The 13741-nt window shown below is 67.3% G+C and carries 13 protein-coding genes; 5 read left to right on the top strand and 8 right to left on the bottom strand.

Features of this window, described 5'->3' with window-relative positions:
• The first annotated feature begins 9 nt into the window (after positions 1-9).
• From ACQPZF_RS27055 to ACQPZF_RS27045, 3 genes are all read left to right on the top strand, one after another.
• Entirely contained in the window at positions 10-1581 is a 1572-nt protein-coding gene (locus tag ACQPZF_RS27055; protein WP_433261522.1) for a hypothetical protein, read from the top strand.
• Positions 1582-2117: 536 nt separating this feature from the next.
• Positions 2118-2411, top strand: coding sequence for a transposase (locus tag ACQPZF_RS27050; protein ID WP_433261520.1), 294 nt, complete (start codon positions 2118-2120; stop codon positions 2409-2411).
• Positions 2408-3292, top strand: coding sequence for an IS3 family transposase (locus tag ACQPZF_RS27045; RefSeq protein WP_433261518.1), 885 nt, complete (start codon positions 2408-2410; stop codon positions 3290-3292). The genes ACQPZF_RS27050 and ACQPZF_RS27045 overlap by 4 nt, the downstream gene beginning before the upstream one ends.
• 29 nt (positions 3293-3321) lie before the next feature.
• On the opposite strand, the gene ACQPZF_RS27040 is transcribed toward ACQPZF_RS27045, so the two are convergent.
• Positions 3322-3849, bottom strand: a complete 528-nt coding sequence (locus ACQPZF_RS27040; RefSeq protein ID WP_433261516.1) for a terpene synthase family protein — start codon at positions 3847-3849, stop codon at positions 3322-3324.
• Positions 3850-4174: 325 nt separating this feature from the next.
• Between ACQPZF_RS27040 and ACQPZF_RS27035 the strand changes: the two genes are divergently transcribed.
• The gene (locus ACQPZF_RS27035) at positions 4175-5191 is read left to right on the top strand and encodes an SGNH/GDSL hydrolase family protein (protein ID WP_433261514.1); all 1017 of its coding nucleotides are present in this window, start codon (positions 4175-4177) and stop codon (positions 5189-5191) included.
• 310 nt (positions 5192-5501) lie between these two features.
• Here ACQPZF_RS27035 and ACQPZF_RS27030 read toward each other — a convergent pair whose 3' ends face one another.
• The 7 genes from ACQPZF_RS27030 to ACQPZF_RS27000 form a co-directional block, all read right to left on the bottom strand.
• Entirely contained in the window at positions 5502-5993 is a 492-nt protein-coding gene (locus ACQPZF_RS27030) for a hypothetical protein (RefSeq protein WP_433261512.1), read from the bottom strand.
• 39 nt (positions 5994-6032) lie between these two features.
• Positions 6033-7244 (bottom strand): ISAs1 family transposase, encoded by a 1212-nt coding sequence (locus ACQPZF_RS27025; protein WP_433261511.1) that lies wholly within the window; start codon positions 7242-7244, stop codon positions 6033-6035.
• Positions 7245-7484: 240 nt separating this feature from the next.
• Entirely contained in the window at positions 7485-9500 is a 2016-nt protein-coding gene (locus ACQPZF_RS27020) for a recombinase family protein (protein WP_433261509.1), read from the bottom strand.
• 138 nt (positions 9501-9638) lie between these two features.
• Complete coding sequence (locus tag ACQPZF_RS27015) at positions 9639-11696, bottom strand: cell division protein FtsK (RefSeq protein ID WP_433261507.1); 2058 nt, start codon at positions 11694-11696, stop codon at positions 9639-9641.
• The gene (locus tag ACQPZF_RS27010; RefSeq protein ID WP_433261505.1) at positions 11693-12307 is read right to left on the bottom strand and encodes a hypothetical protein; all 615 of its coding nucleotides are present in this window, start codon (positions 12305-12307) and stop codon (positions 11693-11695) included. Before ACQPZF_RS27010 ends, ACQPZF_RS27015 begins: the two co-directional genes overlap by 4 nt.
• Positions 12304-12636 carry a hypothetical protein gene (locus ACQPZF_RS27005; protein WP_433261503.1) on the bottom strand — a complete coding sequence of 111 codons (333 nt, stop codon included), beginning with the start codon at positions 12634-12636 and terminating at the stop codon, positions 12304-12306. Before ACQPZF_RS27005 ends, ACQPZF_RS27010 begins: the two co-directional genes overlap by 4 nt.
• Positions 12633-12962 carry a WhiB family transcriptional regulator gene (locus tag ACQPZF_RS27000; RefSeq protein WP_433261501.1) on the bottom strand — a complete coding sequence of 110 codons (330 nt, stop codon included), beginning with the start codon at positions 12960-12962 and terminating at the stop codon, positions 12633-12635. Before ACQPZF_RS27000 ends, ACQPZF_RS27005 begins: the two co-directional genes overlap by 4 nt.
• Positions 12963-13320: 358 nt before the next feature.
• Here ACQPZF_RS27000 and ACQPZF_RS26995 point away from each other — a divergent pair, with 358 nt between their 5' ends.
• Positions 13321-13704: a helix-turn-helix domain-containing protein gene (locus ACQPZF_RS26995; protein WP_433261499.1), complete on the top strand. Its 384-nt coding sequence runs from the start codon at positions 13321-13323 to the stop codon at positions 13702-13704.
• Positions 13705-13741 lie beyond the last annotated feature (37 nt).

Here is a 13741-nt window from a genome sequence, read left to right as displayed (position 1 = left end):
GAGCGTTTCGTGCCAGACGACAACCTGATCAAACCCGTCCTCGCGACCGACCCGGACCCGCTGACGGTGAGCACGTTCGCGGAACCCTCCTACGCCACGCTGACCCTGGTGTACGGCAGGGAGAAGGACCCCGCCGCGAGCTGGCCGACCGACTGCTGCAAGTTGCGGATCTCCATCCCCACCGGCCGATCGGCCACCGCGCTGACCGGCGACCCGCAGCGGATCACCCCGTCCACGGGCGTCTTCACCGACGGCACCGGAAAGAGGTGGCACGTCGCCAGGGACTCCACCGACCCGAACCGGACCGAATACACCCTCGTCCCGGAGGACAACGCGACGTTCGACGGCACGTGGCAGTTGGACGTCAAACTGTCCGGCATCGAGGTCAACGGCGCGATCGGCCCGGTGACGATCGAACTCGCCGAACGGACGAAGACCGCCGGAGAAGAGTGGACCGAGCGCAAGGGCCACGTCGAGGTCGTCAAGCGCGACGACGTGTTCTTCCTGCACTCGCTGCGACCGGCCGACAACGTCATTTCCCGCGACGGCACGGCACAGCTCAACTGGGAGGGCTCCACGAACGCCCAGTACACCGTGTACTACCGGGACAAGGACGGCGAGGACCAAGCGAAGGTGCTGGACAACCCCGGCGGCACCTGGACCTCGCCCCCGCTGGTCGACGCCACGAACTTCACCCTCAAAGCCACCCTCGGAGACAAAGACCTCTACCAGACCACCCACGTCCGGGTCGCCGACCCGGACGTCCGGGTCCACACGCTCGGGGTGGCGGACAAGGTGGTCAGCGACCTGGTCGTGGACACCGCCAAGACGCTGAAGGTGCGCACCCTGTCCGGTGGCGGGTCGGCGATCAAGGTCAGGGACGACCTCGACCAGTCGGGCACCGTCGCATCGATCACCACCGGCACCGGCGGGTTTACGGCGAACGGGCACGTGTCGGCGATTGCCGAGGACAAGATCGTGTACATCAGAGAACTGCGCGGGGGGTCCGAAGAGGTACTGAAGATCGGCAGCACCACCGAAATCTACAGAGGCGCCAGCCTCAAGATCACCGGATACGGGAGACTGGTGACGCCCAAGGCGGAGTTCACCGGCGAGGTCACGGTCACCGAGGAAGGGTCCCTCACCGTCGCCGGCCTGCTCTCCGCCTTCGGCGAAACCAGGCTGGTCGGAGGCATGCAGTCCTTTGAGCTGGAATGGAACACCGCGCACAAGTTCACCGCGCCCACCTCGGGCCTCGCGATCGGGATCGTGCTGAGCACCTCCATCCACAGCAACCCCATGCTGGAACTCAAGACCGGCGGAGTATCAGCCCAGGCGACCGCGCGGCGATACAACACCGACCGCGGAAACACCTACTCGACCACCGTGCTACCAGTAAAAAGGGGCGTCGACTGCACCGTGAGCTTCGTCGACAACGGCGGTGCCTCCGGTCGCCAGGGCAAGTACGCCTGGCTGAGGTGGGTTCCGTTCGGCGACGGAACCATCAGCCTCGACCCGGCGCCGGCGGAGGTGGACGACTTCGACCAGCACGACGCGGCGGAGCCCGAGCCCTTCGACTGATCCCGCCGGGAGCCCCGTCCTCCGTGGACAGTCGTCACCGCTCCGCCCCCGTCGCCCGAGACCCCGGCGATTCCACCGCCTCGTGCACGATGGGAACTCAAGCGCCCACTCCCATGCACCCGCTGATCAGGTCAAGCAAGGCGGGGTGTCGAGATGGGCTCCGAAGTGGGTGACACGTTGGTCCGGCCCGCGGCCAGCCCGAATCGCTTGAGATTCCCCGATGACCCGAGGCGGTTGTTACCTGGATCGGGTAGGTGGTGCCGGGATGGCAGTCGGGTCGGCCCGAGCGGCATGCCCGGCGGCTTCGTACTCGTCGGGGTTGAGCCAGCCCACCGCGCAACCGCTATCCGATCGGAACGAACGACACACTCGGTGTTCGGGCGCGGCACCGTCACCGTCCGGTCGTGGACCTCTCACTCACACGGTCGGTTTCTCCCGCTGTCGGCGGCAAGGTGCGGCAGTGGCCACCTACTGAGGTTGTCCCCTTGAACCGGACACCCTGATCCCAGACAGCGGTCTGGGGAAGGATGTTCCCCGTGTCAGGCAAGTCGAAGTACCCCGAGCAGTTCCGCAGGGACGCCGTCGCGTTGGCCCGTTCGTCGGACCGGCCGTTGCGGCAGGTCGCCCGTGAGCTGGGCGTGAACCACGAGACCCTGCGCAACTGGGTCCGCACCGCCGAACAGGCCCAGGCCGGATCGGTCGGCACGGCGGCGGTGGTGGTGGACCAGGAGGAGCTGCGGGCGCTGCGCAAGCGCGTGGCCGAGTTGGAGCTGGAGAAGGACATCCTCCGCAAGGCCGCCGCGTATTTTGCCAAGGAGATGGGTCGTTGACCCGCAGCTACCGGTTCATCTCCGAACACCGTGCCGCCTTCGGCGTCACCCGGCTGTGCAGGGTCCTGCGCGTGCGACGCCCGGGCTTCTACGAATGGCTGGCCGCCGCCCCAGCCAGGGCGGAGCGGGCGAAGGCGGACGAGCGCCTGGCCGCCGAGATCGCCGAGGTCCACGCCGGTCACCGGGGTGCCTATGGGCGTCCGCGGATCGTCGTCGCGCTGCGTCGTCGAGGCCGGCGGGTGAACCACAAACGGGTCGGGCGGGTCATGCGCGAACGCGGGGTCGTCGGGCTCACCCGCAGACGCCGCAGGTCGTTGACCAGGCCTGATGCGGTCGCGGCGCCAGTGCCGGATCTGATCGGCCGCGACTTCACCGCCCTGACGCCGGGGATGCGGCTGGTCGGGGACATCACGTACCTGCCCACGCGGGAGGGGTGGCTCTACCTGGCCACGGTGATCGATCTGCACAGCCGCGAGGTGGTCGGGCACGCGATGGCCGACCACATGCGCGCCGAGTTGGTCCGCGACGCCCTCGACCTCGCCGTCCGACGCGGCCTGACCGGCGACGACGCGATTTTCCACGCTGATCGCGGGACTCAATACACCTCCGGACTGTTCCGCTCCGCGCTCGCTGGTCACGGCTTCCGGCCGTCGGTGGGGCGGACCGGGTCATGCTTCGACAACGCGGTGGCGGAGTCGTTCTTCGCCACCCTCAAGACCGAGATCGGCACCACCGTCTGGGACACCCGCGACGCAGCCCGACGCGACGTTTTCGCCTACCTGGGCTACTACAACCACGACCGTCTACATTCGACACTCGACTACCGCACTCCGCACGAAGTCAGCGTCGGCTATCGTCGAGACCTCACCCTCGTGGCATGAAATCCGGTGTCCGGTCATCGGGGACAACCTCAGGTCGGCAACGCGGTGATGGTGTGCCTGCGCAGCGCCGGGTGGTCCGCCAAGCCCTGCTTGCCGCCGCGCGCACACAGTTCGACCGCCGTGTACGTGGCGTCGGCGTGCCGCCGGTACACCTCGACGAACCGCACCGCCCAACCCGACGCGGCACCCGCCAGCCTGCGCGGCCACAGATCCGCCAGCGCCGCCACAGCCGGGTACCCGCGTGGTATGTCGACGCCTTCCAGCACCCCGATCAACTGCTCCAGCAACACCCGCACCCGCTCCGGCTCGGCCCGCTCATGGTCGAACCCGTCGTCGACCACCGCGATGAACACGCTCCGCCGCGACAGCAGGGCCGGTTCGAAGCGATCGGCGTCAGACGCTAGCCAGCCCGCCATCCCGCCGCGGCCCATCCTGGCCAGTGCGTGCTCGCCGTCCGCGTTGGTCGTCAAGCCGACGTCAGCGCTCCAGGCGCGTACCTGCCGTTCGGCGTAGTCCCAGTCGGGTGACAGGTGCGCGGCACGACGGTGATCATCCAAGCCAGCGGGCGCGGTGGTCGATCGCTCGACCGTGTGAACCCACCCGACCACGCTGCTCGCGACCGACCGCACCCGACGTGCATCCCAACTGTTCAGGAACCTTCCGGCGAAGGAACCGGCTCGGTCGTCCCGAGGGTTCTCGCAGCGTGGCTGCGGTCGTCGCGGCGGAAGCACCGCTGTCGGGTGGGTGGCGCACGGTCGGGTGGAGTGCCGGCGGTGCGGTCCGGGGTGTGCCTACGTTGCTTGCGGGTCGCCGGATCGGCGACCGCCGCTGTCGTCCGGGTAGGGCGGCGGCGCTGGACGGACCGGTGAGGAGATCGCAGCGGTGACAACGACAAGACGGGGCCGCAGCCTGCTCGTGGCGGCGGTGGCCGTGGTGATGTGCGCGGGGGCCGCGCCCGCAGCCGCGCACGAGCTGGCGCGGCCGGAGCCGGTGTCGACGGTATTCTTCGGCGACTCCTACGCCGCCAACTTCGGCATCGCACCCATCTTCGGGGCCTGGGACCTGAACGAGTACTACTGCTTCCGGTCCGAGGAGAACTATCCGGCGGTGGCGGCCCGGGAACTTGCCGAGCAGGGCACCACGCTCGACGTCGCCTCCGACCGCTCCTGCGGCGCCGCGGTCATCGAGCACTTCTGGACCACGCAACCCCTGCCGAAGGGCAAGAGCAAGCCGCCCCAGCAGGAGGCCCTGGGCAGCGAAACCAGGCTCGTCGTCGGCACCCTCGGCGGCAACACCCTCGGCTTCGTCCAGATCCTCCAGCAGTGCTCCCAGACCTTCCGCAACCTGGACGCGGTGCTGCCCGGCGACCCGGTCGACCCCGACGACCCCGCCGAGCAGTGCGCCGCCTTCTTCACCGTCGGCGCCGGCAGGCAGTGGCTCGACTCCCGATTCGATACGGTCGAGACGGAGCTGGGGGTGTTGTTCGACAACGTCGGCGAACTCTCGCCGCACGCCAAGGCCGTGCTGGTCGGCTATCCGCGGATCGTGCCCGACAACTTCGTCAAGTGCCAGATCCCCGCACCAGGGCGGAAGTACAAGCCCTTGGCCGACATCCCGACCAACGCCCTGCCCGTGTTCGACAACATCCAGGAGCGCCTCAACGACCTGATGCGCGCCAAGGCCGACGAGGCAGGAGCGCTGTTCGTCGACCTCTACGCGGTCACCGGCTACAACACCGCCTGCGACGGCGACGACCGCGGCATCGGCGGCCTGTTCGAGACATCCCAGGTCAAGCTCCTCGGCGTGCCATTGCCCTGGCTCCTGCACCCCAACACCCGCGGACGCGACATCCAGGGTCACCACGTCGCCACCGCCATTCAGCACACCCTCCGCACCTGACCTCTACCGGTCCCCACCGGTTCTTCGTCCACCCTCACCCAGGCGGCGGAGGCGGCGCGGACCGCGCCGGCGAGCCAGGTCGCCTACCTCGCGCACACCTGATCGCGTCCTGACCAGCGTCATCCGGTACTCCGAAGACATCGACCCTGCCAGCCACCTGTTCGCCCCCGAGTATGAGCTTCCCCCGGCAGCCCGAAGGCTTTCCAGACATGGTCCGATAGGGCCTGAAGGGAGTCGTCCGTGGCACCACCGAAGAAGTACCCAGACGAGTTGAGGTCCCGTGCGGTCCGGTTGTACCGGGAGTCGGACCCTAAGCCGGTGATCCGACGCCTGGCCGAGCGCGGCGTCCGGCCTGCCCACCCGGTCGACGCCTGCCCGCCCGAACTTCTCGCACGGTGGACGAGGGGACAACCGGCTGCAACATGGTCAACAACGCCGGAAAGTCCGGGCCGTCCACCGAGACGAGACCACCCGCCTCAGGCATCCACACCTGAACCCCGCGGCCCTCGAACAACAGGACCAACTCCCTGAACTCGGCGACCGTGCCGAACGCCCGCTCGTAGTCACCGACCACCACCGCGTCGAAACCCCGATCCGGATCACCGGACGCCACGAGCAACGCCGAAGCCCGCGGACGATCCGACCACGAGACGCGTGACGTCACCCCGACGTCGAAGAAGCCCGCCACGATGACACCCTGATCGGCGATCGTGTGCTCGGCCATCTCACGCTGCCACGCCTCCGACACCTCCGGCCCTTCCGGATCGGACGCCCCGACACACCCGTAGAACGCGAAACGCACCTCGCGGAGGGCATCCTTCGATCCGACTTGCCTCCAGGGTCATTGCGTTGTGGAGTAGCTGCTGGTCACGGCGGTGATCAGGTCGTGTGATCGGCGGTTGGCGCGTCGGAGGGCGCGGGCGATGTTGGTGTGGCCGTTGGTGCGGTGCCAGCCGATCGCGGTGTTGCGCAGAGTGGCGATGACGGCGGGGCCGGTGCCGGTTCGGGCTTGGTGGGAGTCTTCACGGAACGTCACGTCGCGGACGTGGTGGACCTGGTTCTCGATGAGCCATTCGCGGCGGATCCAGTCCTGCAGATCGACCGGCAGGGCGTCGCCGGCGGGCAGGGACACGGTGAAGTACGCGGTTTCGCGGGTGGTCTTCGTGCCGGTGGTGCGGCTGCGGGTGATCCGGACGGCCTGCTCTGCGTGGGGGAACGCGATGCCGCCGGGAGTGTGCGGGGTGACGGCTTTGACGGTGCGGGTCTCGCGGCGTCCGTGACCTCGGTCGCGAGTGCGGTCCCCGACGGGGATCTTGGGCCAGGGCAGGGATTTCAGTTGGGTGAACAATGTCGGCTGGTTGCCCTTCACCGCGGTCATCAGGTGGGCTCCGCGGGTGGCGACCTGGTGGGCGTGGCCGGCTTGGGTGTGCAGTGCGTCGGCGACGAACACCACGCCCTCCAGGGTGCCCACAACCCTGTGGACGGCGTCGAGAAGCGGGGTGAACGCTGGAATCTCGTTCGACTTCGCGTTCACGGTGACCTGGGCCAGGACGATGCCGGTGTCTGTGTCCAGGGCGGAGAGCAGGTGGACCTGTCGGCCGTCGTCGAGGCGGGCGCCGCGCAGGGTTTTGCCGTCCACGGCGATGACATGGCGGTGTCGGCGTGGACGGACCGGCGGTGATCGCCGGGCGCGGGTGGTGAGCCAGCCGGCGAGGACGGTGGCCAACAGGTCGGCGTCGAGGCGGGTCAGCAGCCGCCACATCGTTGTGCCGGAAGGGATGCGCTCGAAACCGAGCCGGCCACGGGCATCGCTGTCGAGATCCTGTATCCAGTCGGTGATCGCCGCGAAGGACGACGCCCCGGCCAGGACCGCGCAGACCGCAATCATGAGCAATGCCGACAGTGGGTAACGGATCCCGCGCGGGTCACGCGGGTCCGGGACCTTCGCCAAAGCGTCCAGCAGACCGCCATGCTCGCCGTCGGCGACGGGCGCTGGTAGCCGGTCAAGGGTGGGTGTGGTGACGGTCAGTGCGGTGATGAGAGATGATGTCATCGGCGGGTGAGGTCTTCCTCGGAGTCGTGAAGCGTCGCAACTCCATGATCACCGATGCGGTCTCACCTGCCGCTCCCGCCTCCATGAAGGCCCTTCGCTCCGCAAACTCGCAGCTCAGAGCCTTGCTTTCTGACTACGCAATCGCCCTGGACTTGCCTCCCTTCCTCTGATGCGTCAATTGCCATCCCCAAGCCCCACACGTTCCAACCTCCGCTATTCGACGAATCACCTCGATCCTTCCTATTCGCTATCGCGTTTGCTGTAGTTCTTGAATTCCTTGGATCGAGCCGCAACCCTTCTTGACCAAGCAGGACAAGTAGCGTCTAACGCGATTGACGGTGACCGTCTGCGGCTGACCCTGGGTCGAGTCATTTCACTGGACGAAAGACTGAGTGGGGAATTCCCCACTCTTGCACGGGAGCCTCGAACGGCTGCTAAGCTGGACTTATGAGCCACTCCTCTTCGAGGGGAGTGGGGAATTCCCCACAGCTGCGCGTTTGGGCAAACCTCTCGGACACGAGCACTATTCACATAGCCCACTGGCTTGATCATCACATCAGCCACGTGGGCTTTGTCTTTGTAGAGAACATGCAGGTCAAGCCCCTGGTAGACCTTGAGCAGGCTCTCCGTCTTGGCTCCCTTCAGCGCCGCTCCGACGTCCCCGAGTGAGTCGATCATGGCGTGCACTTCGGCCGCTGTCAGGTGGCCCGGCGGGGGAGTGTTGTCAAGCTCGGCCTTGGCCGCAGCCCGCACTGCCTGGGCTTCGTTCATGGGCTCTACCAGCGCCATCGGGTCGATTCCCGCCTTGATGGCTGCCTGGTAGCGGCTCAGTTCCTGTTCTGCCTTCGCCAACCGCTTTCGCGCCGAATCGTGGTTCGTGGGGGTCAGAGTCCCCTGTGAGGCAACCAGCGCCGCCACAGTCCGGTCGACATTCCTCGGGTCGAACAGCCCGCCCAGCCACTTGTTCACCGCGTCCAGCAGAACGTCCTCACGGAGGTAGATCGTCGGCGGGTGGATGCCCAGCGCGGGCGACCCGTTGGGCAATGTCCTTGCGGGGCACCGGTAGTACATCCCGCGCGCCCGTGGACTGGCTTCCATCTTCCGTTCGCACACCGTGCACCGCAGCCGCCCTCGGAATAGGTAGGTCTGTTTCGTCGGCCGCTCGGCGCGCTCCGTCTTCCGAGCCGTCTTCAGCCCGCCGGCGGACTTCGACTTGCGGAGCAACTGCGCTTGCGTGAACTCCTCCACGCTGACGATCTCCGGGTGCGCCGGCCTACGTGACCGGACGATGCGGTCAGCGCTCGCGCGCCGGAACCGGATCACGTTCCCGGCCGCAACGTCGTCCGGATCGAGCAGCATCTCCTGACGCATCCACCGGCCGAAGAACGCATAGCCGGTGTACCGGGGGTTGTCGAGAATCGCCCGAACCGTGCTGCCCTGCCAACCGTCGCCGGGCCGGTGCGGATTCTGGTCCGGCCGCCGCGCCGAAGGACACGGGATGCGGTCGCGGTTCAACCCCGTCGCAATCGCCCGGTCGCCCCGCCCGCTCAGGTACTCGGCGAAGATCCGCCGCACCACCCACGCCGATCCCTCGTCAATCGCCAACACCCGCAACCGGTAGCCCTCGACAGCCTTGCGCGGGTTCGGATGCGGCCCACCATCCACGGTTTCGTACCCGTACGGCGCGCGCCCTCCTTGGTGTCGCCCTTCATTGAGCACCTGAGCATCCATAGCCGCCCGCACCCGTGCCTGGACGTGCTGACGCTCGGACTCGCTCATGCCGCCGAGCACGCTCATCAGCATCTTGTGCGACGGGTTGCGAGGGTCGTACTTGCCGCCCAACTCCGGCACCCACAGATCCACCCCGTACGCGGCGAACCGAGGCGCGATCAACGAGAACTGGTTACCGAACCAGCACCGGGTGCCCTCACCCACGACCACGGCGTTCCACCCGCGATACGGGTTCTTCAACGCCGCCAGCAACCGTGACGCCTCCTCCCGCCGATCCCAGGGCACGGACCGCGACTGCCCGATATCGAAGAACTCCTCCACGATCACCCCACCGAACGGCTCCACGAACTTCCGCCCGTTGCCGAACTGCCACCCGCGCGATGTCTCCGGATCTTGGTTGTCCTCGGTCGAGCACCGGCCGTAGCCCGCCATCGGCCCGATACCGTCTTCGACTGTGTCGGCTACCTCGATGCCGAGCAGTTCGTCCAGCGTCGCCCATGGGTCTCGGCTGATTTCAGCAGTCACGGTCGCCCCCTGCCCGAGGTCCGTCCAAGACCTCCACGGTGGTCAGTTCGACCAGTATGGCAAGCAGAGCACGGCTGGTCACGGGCGTGAGCGGAGGCAGCTCGTCCGGCAGGTTCACCGTGACGTCCTCACCTGCGCTCATGGCTGCTCAGACCCTGGTGAGCCGATTTCATCACCCACCTGATCGACAGCAGCACGGATGTCCGCCGTGAGGTAGCCACGGACCCTTCGCGCGCCGTCACCATCGGGCACGTACTGCCGCAACGGGCGGCAACCCAGCTCGCCCATCTCCCGCCCGAACGTGCCCGCCTCGACCTCCAACGCCTCGACCAGCTCGGCGGTAGGCACGAACTCCCGTTCGTCCAGGTCGTCCCCGAGGTAGTCCACAACGGCCGCCAACGGTTCGGGCAACTCGACCACCCACCCGTCAGCCGTTCCGCTCCCCAGCACCTGAACCACGGCTGCCGAGTCAACCGACCGCACTGCATCGTCGCCCACAGCGTGGCCTGAAAGCGTCCCGGCAGCCTCCCGCAGCGCACGTCCCCGGTCGCAGATCACCCGCCAGTCGGTGTTCGGCATGTAGTACGTCCGCACGGTCATGGCGACCATGTCAGCCCCAGCGTCCGTCTCCCCGTCAGGCCGCAGGATGCCGACGCCCTTGTGACTCGGCAACAAGGTCGAAGCGTCGAACCCACGCGTGTTCATCTGCTCACCGAGCACGATGTTGGAGTCCCGCCAGTCCATCACCCGCAGCGCGAACCGAGACCCCAACACCGCCCGCAGCCGGGACGGAATGGTGTTTGAGTCCGGCCGTTGCGTCGCCAGGATGACCACCACACCAGCCGCTGGCCCCTTGCGAACCAGGTAGGTCAACAAGTCAGCGATGTACGAGCCGAGCGTGGTCTTCTTGCCGCCCACCTGCTCCCGAGCCGGGTTCTCCAGGAAGACCTGAACCTCATCAATGATCACCGCCGTGATCGGCATCCCAAGGTCCACATCTCGCGAAATGGCCGGAGTGATCTTCGACTCGGGACAAACCTCATCGTCCAATGTGGCCATCCGCGCGTACCGCGATTGGACTTCTGCCACCAGCTCCACGAGGTGATCCCGCACGGCGTAGGCGTGTGACAGCTCGTCCCCGCACACGTACCGGTACGCGAGCTGTTCGGCTGCGTCCCAGTCCTTGCCGCCTTTGCCGTCGAACACGTACAGCCGCGCGTACGGGTCCAGCACCAATCCAGCGGCGGCAAGCCGAGAAGCAAACGTCTTGCCCTGCCTAGGAATCGCGCCCACAAGCAACGACGTCCACACCAACGGAAGATCAATCCGCCGGTTCCGCGCGTCCCGCCCGAACGGCACCGGCCGCCACGCGTCCCACCACTCCACATCCAGCAACGGCGTCCGCACCGGCGGACCTGCGTACGGGTCCTCATCCGCCACCCACAGGAACACTCGCCCGGCATGACCCCCACGACCACGCACGCGCTCAACGATGAGCTGAACCTCATCCACCGCCAGCGCCGACGCCAGCGCGTCCCGATTCTTGATCACATCGGCCGCCTTGCGCGTAGCCGGCAGGTCGACCGTCATAGCCCAACCGTCACCCGTCCGCCTGGCCCGCTCGACCAGCCGCAAGGCTTCGTCCTTGCCGATCAACTTCGCGTCCCGGAAGGCATCCACCAGCACCTGAGGGTCCATCGTCCACGTCAGCGTGCGCGGCCCGGCGAGCACCGCCTTCCGCCCCGGCGAGCCGTCCTTGCGTCGCCCGGCGACCGCCAGCGCCACCGACACAACACCCACCGCAGCCCACAGTGCCAGCCACCCGTAGATCACATACGCCACCACCAGCACCGCTGAGATGGCAGCCACAACCACCCCGGTCACCTTCCAGCGGAACAGCGTCAGCGCCCGGATCTCCACGAACTTGTCCGCCAACTTCTCCGACTGCTCGGCAGCCTCCCGGTAGTCGCGCACCCGCACCCAACGCCGCCACGCACGAGCTGCAACCACCATGCCGCGACAAACCCCACTAAGGAACCGCCCCGGCAGCCGCACCAACCACCCAACCGCATCCCTTGCGACGTAACGCAATCCCTCACGCTGCCATCCCACACCCAAGCGCCGGACCGGCTCCGGCTGGTCAGCAACCAACTCCCCTTCATAGACGGGCTCGGCGGGCACCAGGTCGCCGTTCATGAACGGCCCCCATCTTCGTCAAGGGCCGCCGCAAGCCGAGAGGACAACCCACGCGAGCACCCGGTCACCTGCCGAACCCAGGCAGGCGTCACCACCACGTCCGGCGTACGCGCCGCCCGCGCCGCTTCGAGGTAGTCCGCGAAGGACGTCCTCGGCACAGGTGGCGTCGGTTCATTCGGGCCAGTCGGCGCGGCGTTCGCCACCGCCGCGCCGAGCTTGTCCCGCAGCTCGGTCACTGCCTCAGCCGCAACGAACACGACCAGCGGCGGCACGGAGTGCAGCACCACGAGCGCAGCCGAGCCGTCCATGAACGCGCCCCAGGTGTTCATGACGTACGTGGCCGCAAGCGTGAACCACTTCGCACCGCGAACCCATCCGCCCATCCGCACGCCGTACCGAGCCGTCACCTGCTCAGCCCGCAGAATGGCCAACAACACCAGCGACACCATCGGGTCCAGCAGCCAAGCCGCAGACCAAGCCAACGACCACACCGCCGCACCGGCCGCCGCGAACTGCTGGACGTTGGTCATCGTGAACGCCAGCCCCAGCAGAATCCCGGTCCAACACAACCGGTCCACCTGCACCGCCACCCGTTCAACCGACTCGCTCATCGCCGCTCACCTCGGCCACGACGCGGTTCGTAGGTAGTGATCATCAGCGCCCGCGTCAACGTGTAGGACGCGAACAGCGCAGGCACCACGAGCACGGCCAAGAGCAGCCAACCGTCCCCGCGATAGGTGACGACCACCCACTGAACGACCACGATCAACGCCGCGTTGATCACCACTCGACCGGCCAGCGACGCCAACCGCACACCGCTTCGCGCCGCACGAGCGGTCGCCTTGGCTCGGCGGGCACCCGCCCGCCACACCAACAGCAGCACCAGGACCACGCCGAGCCCGGCCAGCAACTGGACAGGCGTCACGCTGAGGGCGTTCATGAACGCGGCCCCCTCTCGGCGCGTTCACCACGTCGGAGCCAGTGCGGGTACAACGCCCGCCGGTCATCGGCCGATAGCGCACCCCACACTCCAACGGTGTCCTCACCGGCGGTGCGCAACTCCAGTTCCAAGCACTCGTCCCGCACCGGGCAGCCAGCGCACATCCGCGCGGCCAACTCCCGATCGGTCATCTCCTCATCGGCCCACGGCGGCACGTCCGTGAACGCCCACATGCACAAGCCGTCACGCTCGACCACGTCGGCGAGCAGGGCGGTAGGCACCCACCGAAGCCGATCAAGCTCCCAAGCAATCCAGATCAGGTTCACGGCGTACCCCCGGAACGGGGCTCACCGAGCAGCCGAACCAGCACGTTCGCCGGCAGGACGTACCGACCGCGCCGACGCACGAGCCGAACCGTCCCGACGCGGACAGCGCGGTGAACGGTGGACGGCTCGACACCGAGCAGCCAAGCGGCCTGACGAACGGTGTAGCCGGAAGAAGGCAGAGAAGTCCTCATGAGAAATGCCCTTCGATTGAGAGAGCTGACGATTTCAGCTCTAGGTTGCTGATTTCAGCGCGATTGAGTACGCGTTTGATCGCGACCGGCGGGAAATGCGCCGTGTCTCATCGCGGAACAGCGGAAGGCGGCTAATCTCAGCGCTGAGGCGGAGCGCGGAGGAATACGTGTCGGAGGACTGGGCGGCAGTCGCCAAGGCCATCAACCAGCGAGTGAACGAGCTGGGCTGGCGTCAACGGGAGCTTGCGGAACGTTCGCACGTCTCCCAAGCCATCGTCCGCGAAGTCCAGCACCACACCGTTGAGCGTCGTCGCAGCCCTCGAACCCTGGAGTCCCTCTCGACAGCGCTCGGCTGGCACCCGCAACACCTCGATGCCGTGCTGCACGGCCGAAGGCCACCCGAAGCAGACGAACCGGTGGCGGACCCCGCAGACAGCCTCTGGTCCCGTTTGGACAGTGTCGAGCAACGCCTGAGCGAGATCACCGAACGCTTGGACGACCTCAAGTCGGACCTCTCGACAGTGATCGAACATGTCCGCGAACGCCGGTAGCCCAATGCGTTTCCGCTGGTTAGACCGCTTGTTTCCC

This window comes from Actinosynnema sp. CS-041913, assembly GCF_050942485.1.
Classification (GTDB): domain Bacteria; phylum Actinomycetota; class Actinomycetes; order Mycobacteriales; family Pseudonocardiaceae; genus Actinosynnema.
Note: the sequence above shows the minus strand (reverse complement) of the source record. Positions and strands in the feature narration are given on the sequence as shown.